Here is a 19,221-nt window from a genome sequence, read left to right on the forward strand (position 1 = left end):
ACTCCCCCGGCCCCGTCTCCCCGCCGGTCACCAGCGGTCGTGGACCTCCGCGCGGATCGACCGGTCGTACAGCTCCCGCACCGCGTCGAGCGTGGCCTGCGGCAGCGGCGGCAGATCGGCCGCCGCCGCGTTGGCGCGGGCCTGTTCCACCGAGCGTGCGCCGGGGATCACGCTGGTCACGCCCGGCTGCTGGATGATCCAGCGCAGCGCGGTCTGTGCGGGGGTGGCTCCTTCGGGGGCCAGTTCGGCGAACTCGGCGGCCGCGGCGACGCCGGTCGCGTAATCGATGCCGGAGAACGTCTCGCCCTGGTCGAACGCCTCGCCGTGCCGGTTGTAGGTCCGGTGGTCGTCGGGGCCGAAGACCGTCTCCTTGGTGTACCTGCCCGACAGCAGGCCGGAGGCGAGCGGAACCCGGGCGATGATGCCGACGCCCGCGGCGACGGCCGCCGGAAGGACCTCGTCCAGCGGCTTGAGGCGGAACGGGTTGAGGATGATCTGTACGCTCGCGACGCCCGGGCGCGCGATGGCGGTGAGGGCCTCGGCGCAGGTCTCGACGCTCACCGCGTAGGCGGCGATCCGCTGCTCGGCGACCAGGGTGTCCAGGGCGTCGTAGACGGCGTCCGAGGAGTAGACGGCGCTGGGCGGGCAGTGCAGTTGTACGAGGTCGAGCGTGTCGGTGCCGAGGTTGGCCCGGGAACGGTCGTTCCAGGCACGGAAGTTGTCCAGGACGTAGTTCTCCGGCAGCTGGTCGAGGCGGCGGCCCATCTTGGTGGCGACGAAGACGTCCGCGTCGGGGCGGTTCTTGAGGTAGCGGCCGATGAGCTGTTCGCTGCGGCCGTCGCCGTACACGTCCGCGGTGTCGAAGAAGGTGACGCCGGAGTCGACGGCCGCGTCGAGGAGCCCGAAGGCGTCGTCCTCCGCGACCTCGCCCCAGTCGCCTCCGAGCTGCCAGGTGCCCTGTCCGACGACCGAGACGTCACGGCCGGTCCTGCCGAGTGTGCGCTGTTCCATGAGGATCATGCTATTCCGCTTCGTGTGTGGACGTTCTCGGGTGGAAGCTCGGGGGGAAAGGGGTGGACGGCGGCAGGAGCACCGCTGCCGCCGTCCACGTCTGTGGGCCGCCCGGTGGGACGGGCGGGCCGGGGGTCAGCCCCGGTACTCCGCGAGGACCCGGGTGAAGTCCCACGGCTGCTGCCCGACACCGGAGCAGGTGTCGGCGCCGCCGCCGGTGCAGGGCCGGTCGCGGTTGACGGACCAGAAGGTCAGCCGGGCGAGGTGCCGCTGCCGGGCGTAGGCGAGGATGGTGCGGAAGTCGGCGACGGTGATGGTCTCGCCGACGTCGGTGGTGCCGTTCATCGAGGAGATGCCGGTGTGCCGGTAGGCCTGGTCGTCGCTGTAGCCGTAGGCGTTCTTGACGGCCGTCTTGAGCCCTTCGGCGGCACGGACGCTGAGTGTGCCCATGTTCTGGCCGTTGCCGCCGAAGTTGAACGGCATGATCGTCCAGCTGTCGACGGTGAGACCGGCCTGCGCGGCCCGGTTGATCAGGCTGGTGTCGGGGCCGTTCTGGCCGGTGCCGAAGGTGATGTACAGCTTGATGCCCGGGTTGTTCGCGCGGATCGTCCGCAGGGCGTCCACGGTGCGCTGCTGGACCGTCGGGGAGTCGTAGGCGGCGGCTTCGATGTCGATGTCGATGGCCTTGAGCCCGTACGCGTCGATGACCTTCTGGTACGCGGCGGCCAGTTCGCCCGCGCTGCCGCAGGAGCTCTCCAGTTTGTTGCCGCTCCAGCCGCCGAACGACGGGATCACATCACCGCCGGCGGCCCGTACGGTGGTGATCGTCTGCTGGTCCACGCCGCCGACGAGCGGACGGCCGCCGTCCCACTGGGGGTCGCAGTAGCCGTTGCTGAGGACGAAGGCGAGGGTGAACCACCTGACGCCGGTCGCGTTCATCACGGTCGTCGGGCTGGGCGGGCTGCCCCAGCCGTTGTAGAGGTAGGGCGCGACAGCCATCGGGGGGCCGCCCGGGTCGGGGTCGCCGCCGCCGGAGGGGGCGTTCCACTTCTGGTTGGCGGCTCCGGTGCAGGTCCACAGCTGGAGCCGGGTGCCGTTGGCGGAGCTGTTGCCGGTGGCGTCGAGGCACTTGTCGGCGGCGACGGAGACGATGTCGCGGGCGGCGGAGATCCCCCACCGCTGGTTGGCGGCGCCGGTGCAGTCCCACAGCTGGAGGACCGAGCCGTTGGCGGTCGCGCCGTCCTTGACGTCGAGGCATTTGCCGAGCGCCCGTACGGTGCCGTCGGAGCGTACGTCCCACTGCTGGGCGCCGGTCCCGTTGCAGTCGTAGAGCTGTACGGCGGCGCCGTTGGCGGCGGAGGCTCCGGCCACGTCGACGCATTTGCCGCCGATGCCGGAGATCTGCCCGACCGCGGCGACGGCCGCACCGGCGGGGCTGCTCGGGGTCAGGAACGCGGCCATGGCGGCGAGCGCCAGGGCGGACAGCGCGAGGCGCGCCGGCCGTCTTCGCGGGGTCCGTGGGTGTCGCGGAGCATCAATCATGCGGTCACCGTCCTTGTCGGAAAGAGCCGGTGCCCGTCCGCGGACTGCCGCGGACGGGCACCGGGGCCGCTGGTTCCGGTGGTCAGTCGCCGGTCGTCACACGGACGTAGTCGATGACCATCTGCTGCGGGAACTGGGTGGAGCCGTCGGGGTCGCCGGGCCAGTAGCCGCCGACCGCGAGGTTCAGGATGAGGAAGAAGGGCTTGTTGAACACCCACTGGTTGCCGCCCAGGTCGGCGGGGGTGCGCTGCTGGAAGACGTTGCCGTCGACGGACCAGGTGATGGAGTCGGGGGCCCAGTCGATGGCGAAGGTGTGGAAGTCGTCGGCGAACGCCTGGCCGTTGGGCAGGGTGTACGCGGCGCCGATGCCGCCGGAGCCGGAGTATCCCGGGCCGTGCAGGGTGCCGTGGACGGTGCCGGGCTCGAAGCCGACGTTCTCCATCACGTCGATCTCACCGCTGTCCGGCCAGCCGACGTTGCCGAAGTCGTCGCCCAGCATCCAGAACGCCGGCCAGATGCCCTGGCCGCGCGGGATCTTGATCCGGGCCTCGACATGGCCGTATGCGGCGGCGAACTTGCCCGAGGTGTTGAGCCGGGACGAGGTGTACTCACAGGTCCCGTACCAGCACTGGTAGTTGCCCGGGTTCTCCTTCCGGGCGGTGATCACGAGGTTGCCCTGGCCGTCGAGTGCGGCGTTGTCGTTGCCCGGGGTGTAGTACTGCCGCTCGTGGTTGTTGACGTTGTCGCCGGTCTCCAGCTGCCACTTGCCGCCGTCCACGGCGGCACCGGCCGGTCCGTCGAACTGGTCCTCGAAGACGACCGCTTGGGCCCCGGGGCCGGGCGCCTTGGAGTCGGCGGGTGCGGCGGACGCTCCGCCGGGGAGCGCGGTCAGGATGGCGGAACAGCAGAGGAGCGAGGCCGCGTAGAGGGCGACGCGGCGGCGCCGGGAGACGCTGCGCGCCGTGGAGTGCGTGGGGAGCACGGTCATCACATCACTTCGTGGGGGGACATGTGCATGACAGGTCGACGCCGAGAGGTGAACGGTTGGGGCGATCACCTCGGGCGCATATTTCAATTCTTGATTTAAGGGAGTGCCGCAGGAGCCGTCAATAACCTGGTCCAGACCGAAGAAGGAACGGCATACGCCTCTGGCATATGCGTCTGAAGACAGCCGCACATCGTGCGGTTCGCACCGTACGGCCGCAGAGTGGAGATACAGGAGATCCGGAAGACGCGGACGAGCGAGCCGAGTGGGGATCCGGACGAAGGGAGCACGACGTGGAGAACGACGGCCTGCCACGACCCCACTTCGTCGTGCAGATCCATGACGCCCGCCGGCTGCACTTCGACTTCCGGCTGGAGGTCGACGGCGTACTGAAGTCCTGGGCGGTGCCGCGCGGGCCGTCGGAGAACCCCAGCGACCGCCGGCTCGCCGTGCCGACGGAGGATCACGCCCTGGAGTACCGCGAGTTCGAAGGGGTCATCCCCCGGGGCGAGTCCGGCAGCGGCACGGTCATCGTCTGGGACCAGGGCACCTACCGGCCGCTCGGGCACGACGGCCAGGGCGACCGTGTCCCCTTCGCCGAGTCGCTGGAGCTCGGCCATGCGACGTTCTGGCTGTACGGGGCGAAGCTGCACGGCGAGTTCGCGCTCACCCGCATCCAGAAGGGCGACGAGCCGGACAGCGGCGGCCACGAGGCATGGCTGCTGATCAAGGCCAACGACCGCCTCGCCGTACGCGGCAGGCCCGGCTCCCCCGACCCGTACCACGCCCGCTCCGCCCGTACGGGACGGACGCTGCACCAGGTCGCCGCGGCGGCGGCCCGGCAGCACGGGGATCGCTAGGCTCCCGGGCCGAAGTCGAACTTCACGTCTCCCGGCCGAGGATCTCGGCGAGCACGTCCGTGTAGAGCGACCGCCGGTCGGGCCGGGCGTGGGCCGCGGCTCGGCGCAGCACCGGAACCGCCACCGCGCCGAACCCCACGAGCGCGTCCCGCGCCGCTCTGCGGACCACCGGCTTCGCATGGCCGAGGAGCCGGACGAGGTCGGGCAGCACGGGCTCCCAGGAGGCGCGGCCGAGCGTCCGGACCGCCATGCGCACCACGTCCGGCAGCGGATCGGACAGCAGGAGCGCGGTGAGCCGGGCGTGGGTCTCCCGGTCGAACAGGGCACGCGAGGTCCGGTGGGCGTGCAGCCGCACCCCGGCACGTGGGTGGCGCAGCAACTCCTCGACCAGGGCGCGTAGTTCCGGGTCCGGCCCGGCCCCGGTCATCCCCTGCGCGTGCTCCTCGACGAGCCGGGTGAGCACCCGGCGGGTCTGCTCGGGCGTTCCGGTGCGGGCGAGGGCGAGCAGTTCCGGCAGCGTCACAGGGTCCGCCGGGGCGGCCGGGGTCCGGGCCGGGGCACGCAGGGCGTCGAGCGTGGCGGCGTCCTCGGGTCCGGCCCCGGGCGCGCGCAGGGGCCCGTCGACGAGGACGAGCGCGTCGGCCAGTGCCTCGCGGCCTTCGGAACGCAGAAGGCGCTCGGCCCTGGTCAGCGCGGGAGTCCGGAGCAGGCGGAGACCGGTCAGCAGGTCGAGCAGCCCGAGGTCGCCCGCCTCGATGCGCGGTGTCAGGACGTGCGCGAGCGCATCGGCCCGAATGTTCCGCACCGCGGTCCGGGCCGCCTCGTGCACGGCGGGCGGACCGTGCTCCCACCACCCGACGATCAGCGGGACGAGCGGGAGCAGGTCGTCCTCGGGCAGCCGCGCCGCCCAGCGCAACGCCCGCTCGGGCAGCACGCCGTGGGCGGTCAGTTCGGCGACGGCCGGGTGGTCCTCGGAATGGTCCGTGGGGCGGCCTTCGGGGTATGCCTCGGGCTGGTCCTCGGTGTGGTCCTCGGTGTGGGCGAGGAGGTCCAGCGAGGCGGCTTCGGGGAGTACGTCGACCCGGCCGCGCAGATACGCGCGCAGTACGGCGAGCGAGGCATCCGGTTCGGGCCAACTGCTCAGGGCCCGCGCGGCGGTGGTGCGGCGCTCCGGCTGCCCGGCGTCCAGCAGGGCGAGCAGGCGGGCCCGTTGGGCGGCCGACCGGGGCTGGTCGAGATCGTCCGCCCGCACCGGACGCGACGAGGCTCCGGCGGCCGTGCTCGCCGCCCGGGTCTCGGCGATGGTCCACTCGGGCGCGTCGAGCGGCTGAAGCTCGGTCATCCAGTCGACGAGTCGACCCCGCGCACCGGGCGCGGCCCCCGGGTACGCCTCGACGAGCGCGGCGAGCAGTTCCCGTGCCCCGGGCGCGGCAGGGGCACAGTCGGCCTGCACGGTCGAAGCGCTGGGACCGCCGGGAGCACCTGAGGTTCCGGCCCCGGTGGTGGCAGCGCGCGCCCGGAACTCCGCCAGCGCTTCCACCGTCCGTACCGCCTCGGCCAACTCCGCCCGCCACACAGCCGGTTCATCGGACATCGCACGCTCATCCGGTACGCCGAACGCCTCCCGGAGCACGTCGGGCGCGGCCCGCCAGGGGTCGGCGCCGAGGTGGGCGGCGGCCAGGGCCCGGTCGAGATCGGCGCGGACGAGCACCGCGCCCGACCGCCGGAGCAGCGTGAACGCGGAGGCGGCCGCCCCGGTCCGGAGCGGGCTGTCCGGGCCGACGGGCGGCAGCCTGCGGAGCCCTTCGACGACGGCGAAACGCTGGACGGCGGACAGGTGCGGTGCGACGGCGTGCAGGACCTCGATCAGCTCCTCGACCCACCCGACCGGCCCGGCCCGGCCGGCCTCATCGCCCGTGGCGGCGTCGAACGCGTCGGTCACCGTACCTGCGTACCGGGCGAGCACCGCCACCTCGTCGGCGGACCAGGGCCCCGGGCACAGTCGCAGCCCGCACCGCACGAGGCGGCCACGGATTCCGGCCTCGTCGGCGCTCTCGGCCAGGCCGAGCCAGTCCCCCAACAGCACCCGCGCTGTGGGAAGTTCGCGGGCGATACCGGCATCCGGGGGCACGGGCCGCCGGGCGATCCGCAGGGCGAGCGCCGGGTCCCATCCGGTCCGCAGCAGCGCCGCCACCTCGGGGTCGGCCGCGCCCGGCGGCCCGCCCGGGACACCGGTCGGCGTCGGCACACCGTGCCGGGCCAGCGGTTCCGCCAGGTCCGCCACGGAGCCGGCGGCGAGCCGGACACCTCCGTCGGCGACGAGCGTCAGCAGGGCGGGCACGACCGGTGAGTCGCCCACGTCGAGGGCGAGCACGGCGCGGGCGGTGACCTCGCCGTCGAGGGCGCGCAGCAGGAGGCGGCGGGTGCGCTCGTCGCGCGCCGCCTCGGCGGCGGCGAGGAGGGTCGCGGCGTGGGCCCGGCCCACGACGGCGCGCAGTGCCCGGGTCAGCGCGGACCGCAGCCCCGGGTTGTCGTCGTGGCCGAGCGCCCGCAGAAGGTGCGGGACGGAGGCGGGCGCGCCGGTGTGGAGGAGGGTGGCGGCCGCGGTCTTCCTGATGTTCATGTTGGGGTGGTGGAGGCAGCCGGCGACCGCCTCGCCCGCCCAGCGGGCCCGTGCCGTGCCCAGGGCCAGCAGGGCCGCCCGTACGGTTCGGATGTCCGGGTCGGAGGTCAGCGGGACGAGCGTCGCGGACAGGGCCCGCGCGTCCCGGCCCGAGGCGTCGTGGGCCAGCAGGGCGATGACGTGCTTGCGCACCTGCGGGTCGCGGGTGCGCAGCATGCGGTGCACCCGGGCCCGGGTGGACGCGGTCGCGGGGACCTGGAGCAACGCCTTGAGCAGCACGGCCTGTTCACCGCCGGTGAGCCCGGGGCGCTCCAGCAGGCCGAGCACCGTCGCGGTGAGGAACGCGTGGCCCGCGCCGGTGTCGTCCCGAGCGTCGAGCAGACAGACGGGCCTGATCCACCGCCGCCCCCGCAGTCGGCGCCCGAGGGCGCGCACGGCTTCCAACGCCTCGTGCGGCAGCTCGGGTTCGCCGTCCGGCCGGGGCGGTTCGGCGGGTTCGACGCCGGGGAGCGCGGTGTCCGTCCTCGGCCGGTCCGGGCCGTCGGCGGGGTCGCGGGGTGCGGCGAGATCGCGCACGATGCGCAGGAGCAGGTCGGCCACGAGGGGCAGCGTCCCGGCATCGGCGTACGCGGCGATCCGGCACAGCGCCGCCACCGGGTCCTCCACGTCCACGCGGGCTCGCAGGACGGCGAGTTCCCGCGCGTCGGGGGCGCCGAGGTCGGCCTCGATGCCGGGCGGGAGGGCCTGGGGGTCGAGCCGGGCGACCAGGTCCCGCCGCTGCGCGGGCTCATGGGTGAGCTGCCACAGGAGGGCCGCGGCCCGGTCGCGTACGGGGCGCAGTTCGGGCGCGACCGGGAGGCGGGGTGTGCGGTCCGCAGCCATGGACGGACCGTCCACCGCGCCACCCACCGGGCCGTCCACCGCGCCGTCCGCCGGGCCTCCGATGCCGAGCCCTCGGGCCAGTGCCGATCGCGTACGGTCACCGCCGATGGCCTCCAGGGCGTCCAGGGCGGCGGACGGGGCCGCGGGCAGCAGGGCGAGTACGGCCTCCTCGGCGCCCGGCGGGCGCAGGACGCGCAGCGCGTCGAGGAACGGACGCGGAGCACGTGCAGTCGGGAGGAGCCGTGCGACGGCCTCGCCGATGGGAACGTCGGCGGCCCCCTGCCGCGCCAGGGCGACGAGCAGTTCCAGCCGGCGCGGCCAGTCCGGGGCGGCGGGCGGGGCGTCGACGAGGGCGTCGAACAGTGGGCGACGGCAGGTGTAGAGAACCGTGGCGATGTCCTCGGCCGGCAGCGTGCGGTCGGCCAGGGCGAGGGCGAGGAGCGGCCCGGTGTCCGGCTCCGCCGGGAAGTGGCCGCGCCGGTGCAGTCCGCGCAGACAGGTCAGCACGGGCCCGGCGAGCAGCAGGGGGTCCGTGGCGGCCAGGGCCACCAGACGGCCGATGTCGGTGCGCTGTGCCCGGTCGCCCAGGAGTTCCACGGCCTGTCGGCGCAGGGCCGGGGCTTCGGACGGGTCCTCGGCCGTGGTCCACAGCACCACGTGGTGGCCGTGCCGGGCTCCGGCGAGGAGAGCGGCGGCCGCGAGCGCCTCCGACGACGCAGGCCCGCCGCCCTCGGCGCACCGACTGCCGCCCCGGGCGTCCGCCGGCCGGCTCAGCAGCGACGCGTCCAGGGGCGTCACCACCGCCCAGGGCTCGGCGAGTTCGCGCAGCGCACCGGTCACGACGTCGTGCTCGGGCGCGTCGAGCAGCCGGACCAGCCGTCCGCGTACGAAGGCCGGTGCGAGCAGTCCGGCGTGCAGCCCGTCGCGGGCCAGCCGCAGCGCCTCGGCCCGGAGGACCGGGTCCCCGCTGTCGACGAGTTCGGCCACCAGCAGGTCGGGGCGGCGTGCGTCGGCGGCGGCGCTCTCGCGGACGGCCCGGTAGAGGAGTTCGCCCGCCGGTTCCGTGCGGAGGACCGACGGGTCGCCGAGGAGTTCGGTCCGCAGCCAGGCGATCCGTACCCGGGCGGGCAGCGCGGCGGCGCGCCAGTCGGGCAGCCGGTGGCGCGGCGCCCGCGTGACGAGCCGGGCGTGGAGCCGTGCGAGTAGGAGGGACTCCTCGGGCGTCTCCCCCGGGGAGGCGGGCAACAGCCGAGCCAGGAGCGCCGGATGACCGGCCCTGCCCTCGCCGCCATCCCCTGCGCCCGCATCCCCTCCTTCGCTGCGGTTTCCGGCGCGCGGGGTGTCCGTGCGTTCGGCGAGGAGGGTGAGGCCGAGGTGCCGTATCCGGGGCGCGGGGTGCCGGACCAGCCGGGCGAGCAGCTCCGGCGGGCAGGTGCGGGCGTCGAGGCGTCGGGCGAGCAGACCGGCGTCGGCGCGGTCGAGGGCGTCGCTGATCGGTTGGTCCGGTCGGGTGGTCACCGACGGAGCGTAGACGGCACATTCACTCCTTCGCCTCGGGATATTCGGACGCCCGGTTCCGCACCGGCCCCGCCTTGATCGATGATGTCGGCCGGGGCCGCCGCCCCGGCAGGAGCAACAGCCGTTGGACGAAGGGGTTGTGATGCGGGAACTGCCACCGGACCCGTCGACGACGAACGCGCGGGACGTGCCCCGTACGGGAGAGGACGCCCAGGTGATCGTGGTCGGGGCGGGCCCGGCCGGCTCGTCGGCCGCGTATCACCTGGCGCGGGCCGGAGTCGACGTGATCCTGCTGGAGAAGGCCCGCTTCCCCCGGGAGAAGGTGTGCGGCGACGGTCTCACCCCGCGCGCGGTGCACCAGCTCATCCGGATGGGCGTCGACATCACCGCGCCGGGCTGGACGCGTTCGCGCGGTATGCGGTGGGTGGCCGGGAAGCATCAGGTGCACATCGAGTGGCCGGCGCTGGGCCGCTACCCGGACTTCGGCCTCTCCCGCAGCCGGCACGACTTCGACGACATCCTGGCCCGGCACGCCGTGGCGGCCGGGGCCCGGCTGTTCAGCGGCTGGAAGGCGGAGCGGCCGCTGACGGACCGGGCGGGCCGGGTCACCGGCGTCGCCGCGTCATCGGACTCCCCGGACGTGCCGGAGCCGCTCGACTTCCGCGCTCCGATCGTCATCGCCGCCGACGGGGCGTCCGCCCGCCTCGCCCTGGCGCTGGGCCTGGAGCGGGACCCCCGGCGGCAGATCGCGACCGCGGCGCGCCGCTACTACCGCAGCCCGGAGCGCTCCCGGGAGGAGTATCTGGAGCTGTGGGCGGACCTCCGCTTCCCGAACAGCGGCCCGTACCTGCCCGGTTACGGCTGGATCTTCCCGATGGGCGACGGCCGGGTCAACGTCGGGCTCGGAGCCCTCCCCCACCGGCGGCACGGCAAGGCGGACCTGCGCGCGACCCTGGACCAGTGGCTGGCCCGGACCCCGGAGGAGTGGGGGCTGCGCGAGGAGAACGCGGAGGGCCCGGTCCGCAGCGCGGCCCTGCCCCTCGGTTTCAACCGCCATCCGCTGTACGCCCGGGGGCTGTTGCTGGTCGGCGACTCCGGCGGGATGGTCAGCCCCTGGAACGGCGAGGGCATCGCGCAGGCGATGGAGGCGGGCGAGGTCGCCGCCGAGAGCGCCGCCCTCGCCCTGGCCCACCCCCAGGGGCCCCGACGCGAACAACTGCTGCTCGGCTACCCGGTGGAGATGAACCGCCGCTGGGGCCGCTACTACCGGCTGGGCAACACGGCCGCCGACCTGATCTTCAGCCGCTCGGGGTTCCAGCCGGTGCTCAACCGGTACGTCATGGGCTCGCCGTTCCTCCTCGACGCGCTGGCCCGGCTGCTCACCGACCTCACGGACAAGCCCTCGCGCGATGTGATCGACCATGTCCTCAACACGGCGTTCCGTCTCGTCCCGGCTCCGAAGTCGGGCCCGCGCGGCGGCGGGCGGTTCCGGAAGCGCTGACCGCGGGGCGGGCGGACCGGTGACGCACGCTCCGGCCGGCCCCGCAGGATTCGGTCCCGCAGGAGCCGGTCAGGAGGCGGCGGGCCGAGCGGTGCCGTCCGGCTCCGGTCCGCCGTCGGCACGCAGCGCGCGGCGGGCCTCTGCGACGAAGTGCTCCTTGGCGTCCTCCAGTTCGTCGGGCCGGGCCTGGCCGCGCAGACCGTCGACGATGCCGCACGCCGCCCGATGGACCTCCGACGGCCCTTCCAGGGCGACCTCGGCCAGGGCCGACGACAGCGTGACCGCGCCCGGATCGCCGCCGACTCCGGTACGTGCCGCCGTGACGGCGCGCTCGGCGGCGTCCAGGAAGCGCACATAGGTCTGCCGACGCAGGTCGAGCACGCGCACCGAGGCCTGTTCCCGCAAGGTCATACGGACCGTGTCGAGCATCGCGTCGGCCTGCCGCTCACCGGCGAGACGGGCGGCCTCCGCCTGTCTGATCCCGGCGCTGCGGCCGAACCAGCCGGTGACGGCGCCGCCCGCGATGGCGGCCGCCGCCGTGATCAGTGCGATCACCCATTCACTCATGAACGGCATTGTCCCGTCCGGCGGGTGGCGTGCGCCGCCCGGCCTCGTCGACTGGGACGGGGATCACGTGGGCTCGGTCGTGGCGGTGCCGGAGCGATACGATCACCGTATGCCGTCCCGAACCCGCGAACCGCGTCTGATGTGGGAGAACTTCCCCTTCTCGGACCCGCACCACGGTAGAATCAAATGATTGAAGCGACGGGCGACGGGCGACGGGCGACGGGCGACGGGCGACGGGCGACGGGCGACGGGCGACGGGCGACGGGCGACGGGCGACGGGCGACGGGCGACGGGCGACGGGCGACGGGCGACGGGCGGACCGTTCTCTTTGCCGTGAGGTCCGCGGTGGCTCTGTACCGCCTCCTCGACGTGCTGCCGGTGCTCGCCGGTGACGACCGGATCAGCACCCGCTTCACGCTGGTGCCGGGGTCGGAGTTCGGTGCGGACGCCCTGACGGCCGTCGACACCGCGGGAGCCCGGATCATTCCGTGGGACAAAGCATGCGACCGCGTGTTCGACCTGGTTCTGGTGGCCAGCCCGAAGGGCGATCTACGGCTGCTGGACGGCCACCGCGTGCTCCTGCCGCACGGTGCGGGTTTCAGCAAGACGATCCGTGGCGAGGGCTCGCCCGGCTCCGCATCGGGCCTGGACCCGGAATACCTCCTGTCCGGCGAGGGCGGCCGGACCACCGTGCACGCCCTCGCCCATCCTCATCAGGTCGACCGGCTGCGTGTCGCGAGCCCGCACCACGGTGAGAGGGCCCGGGTCGTGGGAGATCCCACCCTTGAACGCCTTCTCGCATCCCGTTCCCTCCGTGACCGGTACCGCGCCGCGCTGGGCACCGGCGCACGGCAGTTGGTGGTGATCGCCTCCACCTGGGGCCCTCGCTCCCTGCTCCAGCAACGCCCTCACCTCCCGGCGGAGTTGGCTGCCGTACTGCCTCACGACACCCATCAGCTGGCGCTGATCGTGCACCCGAACGAGCGGGCCCGGGTGAGCACGTTCGAGCTGAGGGAGCACCTGACGCCCGCTCTCGACGCGGGTATGGCGCTCGTCGGGGCGCACGAGGAGTGGGCCGCCGCGCTCATCGCCGCCGACGCGCTGATCACCGACCATGGTTCGGCGGCCCTGTACTACACGGCGGTGGCCGACCGTCCGGTGATCGCCGCCTGCGACGGGGGCGACGAGCTGATCGCGGGCAGCCCGATGGCCCGGCTGCTGGGAACGGTTCCCCGACTGGGCCCGGCCCGGGAGATCCACCGCGCACTGTCCGCCTATCGTCCGGGGTCCGGACCGGAGGCGGCCCGGGCCGCGTTCGCCGAGCAGGGACACGCTCTGGACCGCATGCGGCAGCTGCTCTACGGACTGCTCGGCCTCACCGAGCCCCCCGTGCCGGTCGAACCGCGGACGCTGCCAGCCGTGTCTCCCACGACCCGTACACCGGTCGCCTTCGACGTCTTCCTCGACCGGGCCGGCGACCGGGTGCGGGTGGACCGCTTTCCCGCGCACACAGGGCTGCCGGGGAACCATCTGGCCGTCGAGTACGGTGCGGCCGGCGAACGGAACGTACAGAGCGCCGGGTTGCTCTACCGCCGCCCCCTGGCCACCGGGCCGGGTCCGCTGGACGCCGCGTGGACGGCGGGCGGCTGGTCGGCCGACGTACTCGACCGGTACCCGGGCTGCCGGGCGGCGGCGGCCGTGCTGCCCTCGGGGACGAGCGTTCTGCGGGTCCGGGGCACTGATCGGCTGCTCTCCGTCCGGGCCGAGCCCCGGATCGAGGGCGGCCGTGCGGTGCGTGCCGATCCGGCGGCCGTGCTCTCCGCCGTACACGCCTGGGTGGTGAAGCGGGAGGAGCCGCCTCCCGCCCTCCACTGCGTCCTCGGACACCGCGACTTCCGGGTGGTGGTGTCACCCGCCACGGCCGCCGAGGAGGCCCAGACCTTCTGACCGGGCGTCTCAGGCCAGCCCGTGCCGGCGCCTGAGCTCTTCGGCGGCGTTCCGGTGTTCCTCGGCCTCCACTGTGTTCCCCTCGTCGTCCGCGACCTGGGCGAGGACGTCCAGCGCCCCGGCCGCCCCGAGGTCCGACTTCCTCCCCCTGGCCGCTTCCAGCGACGCCTCGACGAACCCGCGGGCCTCCGCGGTCCGGCCGACCAGACGCAGCGCCTGCCCGAGGGCGAGCCCCGTGCGGCCGGTCATGCGCGCCCGCCCCTGGGCCAGGGCCGTCGCATGGGCCACGGACAGCAGTTCCGCCGCGGTCTGCGGATCACCGAGCTTGAGGTGGGCCTCGCCCAGCCGGTAGGTCAGCAGCATCTCTCCGTACGGGTTGGGGATCGCCCGGTGCAGTTCGCGGGACTCCTCGAAGTCCCGGACCGCCGATGCCCAGTCGCCCCGTACGCCGTTCAGCGTTCCCCGGAACTCCACGACGGAGGCGCGCAGCTTCGCGTCCCGCACCGAGTCGCCCAGCATGCGCGCTCCGGCCGCCGCGTGCCGGAGCGCGTCGGCGGCTTCGTCCGTCCGCCCCGACTGCCAGAGCGAGCGGGCCAGTTGGGAGTAGGTGCGCACGATGGCGGGGATGTTGTTCCCAGCGCGGACCGCGGCCTCGTTGGCCGTACGGAAGACCTCGGACACATCGGTCTGGTGCGGGTGGTCCAGGAAGAACGTCCATACGGGTTCGCTGAGCTGCCAGGCCTCCTCGTCCCAGCCCCGCGCGTGGGCGAGCCGCACACAGGCGAAGAGCGTGTGCCGCTCCTCGTACAGCCACCGCGCGGCCCGCAGTTTCCGCGCCTCGGCGACGGCCGGATCGGTGGCCTCCTCCGGGTTCTCCAGGAGGGCGTCCGGGGCCCCTTCGCGTTCGAGTACGTCGTCGGCGACGGTGAGACGCGGACCTGCGGCGAACCGGTCCGCCAGCTGGCCCTGGTGCAGCACCCATCGGACGAACCGGAGCTGGGCCGCGGCCAGTTCATCGTCGGCCGCGTCCAGGCGTGTCCGCCGCCGGGCGTGATCGCCGAGCCACTCGGGGAGCCGGATCCGGCCGTTCTCCCTGTGCAGCAGGTCCCGGATGTCCAGGAATCCCGCCCGGTTCAACTCCTGCAGGGCGTCGTCGCAGGCTTCGTCTCCCAGCCCCAGGAGCGCCGCCGCGGCCTCCCTCGTCAAGGACATGTCCGGGACTCCGGCCAGCAGGCGGTACAGGAGAGCGGCTTCCGGTCGTAACTCCGTGTACGTCTCGTCCCAGAGGGATTCCACTTCCGAGATTCCCTTCTCCTTCAACTGCGTGGACAGCTCGGTGATCAGTCGTGACAGGGGGAGCAACGGGTTTCTGCGCACCCAGGCGCCCACCGTGCGCAGCGCGGCGGGGAGGCCGGAGCAGAGCCTGACCAGTTCCCTGGCGGCGGCCGGATCGGCCGCCAGCCGGCGGTCCCGGACGAGGAGACCCAGCAGTTCCAGCGAGACGGATTCCGGGAAGGACGAGAGAGCGATCTCCAGCGCCGTGCCGTCGGCCAGATCCGGCAGCGGCCCCCGGCTCACCAGGATGACCATGGCGGTACCCGACGGCGGCAGCAGCGGGGCGACTTCGGAGTCGTACTTCGCGTTGTCCAGGACCAGGATCAGGGGTTCGTCCCCGGTCTTCCGCCAGAACTGCCTGCTCCGGTCGTCGAGCCGGGCGGCGAGCGTCTCCACCTCCAGCGAGTTGAGCAGATGGCCGAGCACGTCCCCGGCGTCGAGCCGGCCGCGCAGCCGGAACCGGTCGAGGTCGGCGGTCAGCACCCGCCCTCCGGTCCGGGCGTACCAGGTACGGGCGATCCGGTGGGCGAGCTCCGTCCTGCCCAGTCCGGCGGGGCCCCACACCACCACGGGAAACGCGCGGTTGGGGGCGGTCCACTCCTCCAGCCCTGCGAAGACCTGCGCCGTCTCGTCCTCACGGTCGACGAAGTGCGCGATCTCCGGCGGAAGTTCCGTCGTCATCCTGGTCCGGCCCCGTTCACGCGATCAGCATTGCCCAGGCGAAGCGTACGCAGGTTCCGGTGGGAACGGACAGGATCCCGGAGTACGTGTCCGCCACCGCCCAGGAGTGAACGCCGCTGATGGGCGTACGGTTTCGACGACAGGTGACCGGTCGGCCGGAGGAACGGCCGGAGGAACGGATCGACGACGGCATGAGAATGACCGCACGGGGGCTCAACCGATCGACGCTCGCCCGGCAGTTGCTGTTGCGGCGGGAGGCGCTGGACGCCGCCGAGGGGGTGCGGCGGGTGGTCGCGCTGCAGGCCCAGCAGCCGGCCTCGCCGTATGTCGCGCTGTGGAACCGGCTCGCCGGATTCGACCCGGCCGGGCTCGACGCGGCGTTCACGGACCACCGTGTGGTCAAGGCGACCATGATGCGGCTCACCCTCCACGCCGTGCACGCGGACGACCATCCGGCCTTCCGGGAGGCCATGCATCCGGTGGTGCGCGCCTCCCGGCTGGGCAGCCGCTTCACCGCGTCCGGGCTGACGGCAAAGGACGCGGACGCGCTGGTCCCCCGGCTGCTGGAGTTCGCGGACCGGCCGCGGACCACCGCCGAGTGCGAGGCCTGGCTGGGTGAACAGCTGGGCGCGCCGCCGAAGGCCGGGGCGTGGTGGGGGCTGCGGCAGTACACGCCGCTGCTCCACGCGCCCACCGCGTCGCCGTGGTCGTTCGGCCACCGGCCCTCGTACATCGCGCCGCGGAGCGGTGCGCCACGCACGGACCCGGAAGCGTCCGCCGCGTCGCTGCGGACGCTGGTCCTGCGCTACCTCTCGGGGTTCGGGCCCGCTTCGGTCGCGGACGTGGCGCAGTTCGCCATGGTCACGCGGGCCAGGGCGCGGGCGGCGCTGGCCGAGCTCGCCGGGGGTCTGGATCGGCTGGCCGGTCCGGAGGGCGAGGAGTTGTTCGACCTGCCGGGTGCTCCGCGGCCGGACGGGGCGGAGCCGGCGCCGCCCCGGCTGATGGCGATGTGGGACAGCGTGCTGCTGGCGTACGCGGATCGTGGCCGGGTTCTCCCGGAGGCGTACCGCAGGACCGTGATCCGGGCGAACGGCGATGTGCTGCCGACGCTGCTCGTCGACGGGTACGTGGCCGGGGTGTGGCGTCCGGTGGCCGGGGGTGTCGAGGCGACCGCGTTCCACTCTCTGCCGGACGACGCCTGGGAGGGGCTCGCCGCCGAGGCCCGGTCGCTGGTGGGGTTCCTCGCCGACCGTGAACCGGAGGTCTACCGCCGCTACGGCCACTGGTGGAGCCGCCTCCCGGATGCCACCGTACGTCTGCTGCCGGGGAGTTGATCCGGGATCCGGGAGGCGGGATCCGGGATCCGGGAGGCGGGAGGCGGGATCCGGGAGGCGTGATCCCGGAACCTGCGAACGGATGCTCTACAGACCTGTAGATTCATCTGTGCAGATTCAGCTCCGAAAACTCAGCCCTGCCGATTCGGCCCTGCGGATTCGGCGTCCAGTCCGCTCCAGAGAAAGCAGCGACCATGTTCGGGATCGGCGAGCTCACCATCCTCCTCCTGGTGATCGTGGCGGTGCTTGCCGTGAAACGGCTGCCCGATCTCACGCGGTCGGCCGGCAAGGCAGCCCGCATCCTCAAGAGCGAGAAGCAGGCGCTCAAGGAAGAGGACGGCCCCGTGGCCGGTGCGGCGGACGGCGGCGAAGCCCCTCGGACGGCTCCCCGTGTGATCCGCGGCGAGGCGACCGAACGCGATACGCCGTAGCCCTGGAGCGTCCGGCGGACCGGGCCCCTAGCACCGGTCGTCGTCGTACGCCCGGAGGAGCGTGTACCGCCGGCAGTCGGCCTTCTCGCGAGCGGCGGCTTTGTGGGCGGCGATGTCGGTCCATTCGGCGACGACCTTCGCCTGCTCACCGTCCGATGTCAGATGGATGTGCACCGCCAGCAGGCCCGGCGCCGGAGTGACGGCGGCTTCGGCTGCCTCCGCCGCCGTCGTGGTCACCACGAAGAGACCGGCCGGCCGCTCCGCGTCGTGAACCACGCTGCCGGCGAGGCGGGTTCGGAGCGGTCCCGGGCGCTCGATGCCGGGCACGAGCGCGTCGATGCGGCCGACGGTTCCGGTGCGATGGGCGCGGGCCCATGCCAGATGGTCCTCGTCGCTGGTCCACTGCGCGTAGAAGAGGAGCCTGCGGCCGTCCGTGGACAGGAAGACGTGCTGCGCCAGGCGCCCGGCGGGCGTCCTGGCCGCCGCCCATTCCTCCATCACCGCGTCGGCGGCCGTGAGGGAACGTTCAGCGGTACCGGTATGCCATTCACTGATCAGAGCCGTTCCGGCGGCAGGGCGAACGAGATCCGAGAAACGTGTCATGGGCGCGACTGTCGATCATCAACCGCACTTGAGGTCAACCGCATGGCGGGAATTCTTCTGTCGTGGACACGCCGGGGAACCGCGCGGACACCCTCCGCAGTTGTGCGAATGGCCCCGACCGGGGCCGCCCGCCGCCAAGGCGGGGAGACACGCTCCCAGGAGGCAGCAGTGGCCCAGATCGACCTGGACAAGGTGCTCGACAAGGCTTACGCGGACAAGGACCTGCCCACCATCCTCTCGGCTCCCGTCTCGGCCCTGAAGGGCGTCTCGGACCGCGACGGCGAGCTGCTCCAGGAGGCGTTCGGCGTCAAGACGGTGGCAGATCTGGCCAACCTGAAGTACGCCCGCTGGGCCCAGGCACTCGCCGCGCTGGACACCAGCTCGTCCTGACCCGACGGCACGTCGTGCCCCGACAGCGCTCGGCCCGCCGGAGCGATCCGGTGGGCCGAGCGCCCCGCGACGGCTACAGCGGTGTCGCCGCCTCCAGGACGAGGAACAGCGCGACGGCCGCGTTCAGCGCGGACAGTGCGGAGACGGTCGTCCCGGCCGCGGCGACGAGCGCGGCGGCGCCGGCCGGGGTGAGGGCCGGGGGCCAGCCGCGGTCCGGCGGTACCGGGCCCAGGAGGGCCGCCACCCGGCGCGGCACCGGTCCGGCGGCGGCGAACGCGGCGAAGGCCGTGCCGCCGGGGGCCGGGCGGGAGACGAGCGCCGCCTTGCCGACCGCGCGTGCGGTGAGCCGGCGGTCGCCGGTGACCCGGGCCGCCTCCTCGTCCGCCCAGCGCTCGGTGCTGTAGACCAGGGCTCCGAGCAGCGGCCACAGCAGCGGGTTGACGCAGCCGGCCAGCCGCGTGGCGAGCAGCAGCCGGTGGTGGTGGCCCGTCAGATGGGCCCGCTCATGGGCGAACAGCGCCCGGTGCTCGGCCGGTTCGAGGGAGGCGAGCAGGGCCGTGGAGACCATCACCCGCCCCGGGGAGCCGGGGAGCGCGTAGGCGTACGGGACGTCGTCGGGCAGCACGGCGACATCGCCGCCGCCCGGCAGACCGGCCAGCGCCCGGTGGGCCCGGGCCCGGAAGCGGTAGTGGCGGTGGACGGTGAACCCGCAGGCCGCCGTGACGGCGACGAGCGCCAGGATGGACGCCTTGCCCGCGAACGCGTCGTGCGGCACGGCATCGCGCACCTCGTCGTCGGACCAGCCGTCGGGCAGCGGGTTGCCGGGCAGTTGGGCCGTACCCACGACCACCAGCAGCCCGAGGCACACCAGGCTGCAGGAGGCGAGGATCACGGCGACGGTGGTCAGCAGCCGGGCGGCCCTGCGGGGGTGCAGGTGCTGTTCGGCCAGGCGGGCGATCGGCAGCGCGGTCAGGGGAAGGACGAGGGGCAGGTAGACGAAGACCCCCATCG

Annotated in this window: 14 protein-coding genes; 6 read left to right on the top strand and 8 right to left on the bottom strand. The window is 73.7% G+C overall.

Going from position 1 to position 19,221, the window contains the following annotated elements; translation table 11 throughout:
* Positions 1-27: 27 nt before the first annotated feature.
* The 3 genes from ACSMXR_RS02345 to ACSMXR_RS02355 all read right to left on the bottom strand — a co-directional run bounded on the left by ACSMXR_RS02345 (position 28) and on the right by ACSMXR_RS02355 (position 3,541).
* Entirely contained in the window at positions 28-1,020 is a 993-nt protein-coding gene (locus ACSMXR_RS02345) for an aldo/keto reductase (RefSeq protein WP_473171115.1), read from the bottom strand.
* A gap of 126 nt (positions 1,021-1,146) precedes the next feature.
* Positions 1,147-2,553 carry a ricin-type beta-trefoil lectin domain protein gene (locus ACSMXR_RS02350; protein WP_473171116.1) on the bottom strand — a complete coding sequence of 469 codons (1,407 nt, stop codon included), beginning with the start codon at positions 2,551-2,553 and terminating at the stop codon, positions 1,147-1,149.
* Between the two features lie 82 nt (positions 2,554-2,635).
* Complete coding sequence (locus ACSMXR_RS02355; RefSeq protein WP_137231701.1) at positions 2,636-3,541, bottom strand: glycoside hydrolase family 16 protein; 906 nt, start codon at positions 3,539-3,541, stop codon at positions 2,636-2,638.
* 290 nt (positions 3,542-3,831) lie between these two features.
* On the opposite strand from ACSMXR_RS02355, the gene ACSMXR_RS02360 reads away from it, so the two are divergent.
* Positions 3,832-4,398, top strand: coding sequence for a DNA polymerase ligase N-terminal domain-containing protein (locus tag ACSMXR_RS02360; protein WP_137231699.1), 567 nt, complete (start codon positions 3,832-3,834; stop codon positions 4,396-4,398).
* A gap of 22 nt (positions 4,399-4,420) precedes the next feature.
* Here the strand turns inward: ACSMXR_RS02360 and ACSMXR_RS02365 are convergent, their stop codons facing one another.
* Positions 4,421-9,421, bottom strand: coding sequence for a HEAT repeat domain-containing protein (locus tag ACSMXR_RS02365; protein ID WP_473171117.1), 5,001 nt, complete (start codon positions 9,419-9,421; stop codon positions 4,421-4,423).
* A gap of 142 nt (positions 9,422-9,563) precedes the next feature.
* On the opposite strand from ACSMXR_RS02365, the gene ACSMXR_RS02370 reads away from it, so the two are divergent.
* Positions 9,564-10,922, top strand: a complete 1,359-nt coding sequence (locus tag ACSMXR_RS02370; protein ID WP_473171118.1) for a geranylgeranyl reductase family protein — start codon at positions 9,564-9,566, stop codon at positions 10,920-10,922.
* Positions 10,923-10,991: 69 nt separating this feature from the next.
* Here the strand turns inward: ACSMXR_RS02370 and ACSMXR_RS02375 are convergent, their stop codons facing one another.
* Positions 10,992-11,489 carry a hypothetical protein gene (locus tag ACSMXR_RS02375; RefSeq protein ID WP_137231694.1) on the bottom strand — a complete coding sequence of 166 codons (498 nt, stop codon included), beginning with the start codon at positions 11,487-11,489 and terminating at the stop codon, positions 10,992-10,994.
* Between the two features lie 333 nt (positions 11,490-11,822).
* Here ACSMXR_RS02375 and ACSMXR_RS02380 point away from each other — a divergent pair, with 333 nt between their 5' ends.
* On the top strand, positions 11,823-13,436 hold the full coding sequence (locus ACSMXR_RS02380; protein ID WP_473171119.1) for a translation initiation factor 2: 1,614 nt from the start codon (positions 11,823-11,825) through the stop codon (positions 13,434-13,436).
* Between the two features lie 9 nt (positions 13,437-13,445).
* On the opposite strand, the gene ACSMXR_RS02385 is transcribed toward ACSMXR_RS02380, so the two are convergent.
* Entirely contained in the window at positions 13,446-15,452 is a 2,007-nt protein-coding gene (locus ACSMXR_RS02385) for a regulator (protein WP_473171120.1), read from the bottom strand.
* 191 nt (positions 15,453-15,643) lie between these two features.
* Between ACSMXR_RS02385 and ACSMXR_RS02390 the strand changes: the two genes are divergently transcribed.
* Both ACSMXR_RS02390 and ACSMXR_RS02395 read left to right on the top strand, forming a co-directional pair.
* Positions 15,644-16,786, top strand: coding sequence for a winged helix DNA-binding domain-containing protein (locus ACSMXR_RS02390; protein WP_473171121.1), 1,143 nt, complete (start codon positions 15,644-15,646; stop codon positions 16,784-16,786).
* 194 nt (positions 16,787-16,980) lie between these two features.
* Positions 16,981-17,217, top strand: a complete 237-nt coding sequence (locus tag ACSMXR_RS02395) for a twin-arginine translocase TatA/TatE family subunit (RefSeq protein WP_218527010.1) — start codon at positions 16,981-16,983, stop codon at positions 17,215-17,217.
* A 27-nt stretch (positions 17,218-17,244) separates the two neighbouring features.
* Here ACSMXR_RS02395 and ACSMXR_RS02400 read toward each other — a convergent pair whose 3' ends face one another.
* Positions 17,245-17,820, bottom strand: a complete 576-nt coding sequence (locus tag ACSMXR_RS02400; RefSeq protein WP_473171122.1) for an antibiotic biosynthesis monooxygenase — start codon at positions 17,818-17,820, stop codon at positions 17,245-17,247.
* Positions 17,821-17,988: 168 nt separating this feature from the next.
* Here ACSMXR_RS02400 and ACSMXR_RS02405 point away from each other — a divergent pair, with 168 nt between their 5' ends.
* Positions 17,989-18,210, top strand: coding sequence for a hypothetical protein (locus ACSMXR_RS02405; protein ID WP_030629153.1), 222 nt, complete (start codon positions 17,989-17,991; stop codon positions 18,208-18,210).
* Between the two features lie 73 nt (positions 18,211-18,283).
* On the opposite strand, the gene ACSMXR_RS02410 is transcribed toward ACSMXR_RS02405, so the two are convergent.
* Entirely contained in the window at positions 18,284-19,219 is a 936-nt protein-coding gene (locus ACSMXR_RS02410; RefSeq protein WP_137231685.1) for a M56 family metallopeptidase, read from the bottom strand.
* Positions 19,220-19,221 lie beyond the last annotated feature (2 nt).

The organism is Streptomyces sp. DSM 106670 (genome assembly GCF_055792845.1).

Bases quoted from the DNA above. Each gene is read 5' to 3' on its own strand.
- ACSMXR_RS02345 (WP_473171115.1), bottom strand. From the start codon at position 1,020: ATGATCCTCATGGAACAGCGCACACTCGGCAGGACCGGCCGTGACGTC.
- ACSMXR_RS02350 (WP_473171116.1), bottom strand. From the start codon at position 2,553: ATGATTGATGCTCCGCGACACCCACGGACCCCGCGAAGACGGCCGGCG.
- ACSMXR_RS02355 (WP_137231701.1), bottom strand. From the start codon at position 3,541: ATGACCGTGCTCCCCACGCACTCCACGGCGCGCAGCGTCTCCCGGCGC.
- ACSMXR_RS02370 (WP_473171118.1), top strand. From the start codon at position 9,564: ATGCGGGAACTGCCACCGGACCCGTCGACGACGAACGCGCGGGACGTG.
- ACSMXR_RS02375 (WP_137231694.1), bottom strand. From the start codon at position 11,489: ATGAGTGAATGGGTGATCGCACTGATCACGGCGGCGGCCGCCATCGCG.
- ACSMXR_RS02385 (WP_473171120.1), bottom strand. From the start codon at position 15,452: ATGACGACGGAACTTCCGCCGGAGATCGCGCACTTCGTCGACCGTGAG.
- ACSMXR_RS02390 (WP_473171121.1), top strand. From the start codon at position 15,644: ATGAGAATGACCGCACGGGGGCTCAACCGATCGACGCTCGCCCGGCAG.
- ACSMXR_RS02395 (WP_218527010.1), top strand. From the start codon at position 16,981: ATGTTCGGGATCGGCGAGCTCACCATCCTCCTCCTGGTGATCGTGGCG.
- ACSMXR_RS02400 (WP_473171122.1), bottom strand. From the start codon at position 17,820: ATGACACGTTTCTCGGATCTCGTTCGCCCTGCCGCCGGAACGGCTCTG.
- ACSMXR_RS02410 (WP_137231685.1), bottom strand. From the start codon at position 19,219: ATGGGGGTCTTCGTCTACCTGCCCCTCGTCCTTCCCCTGACCGCGCTG.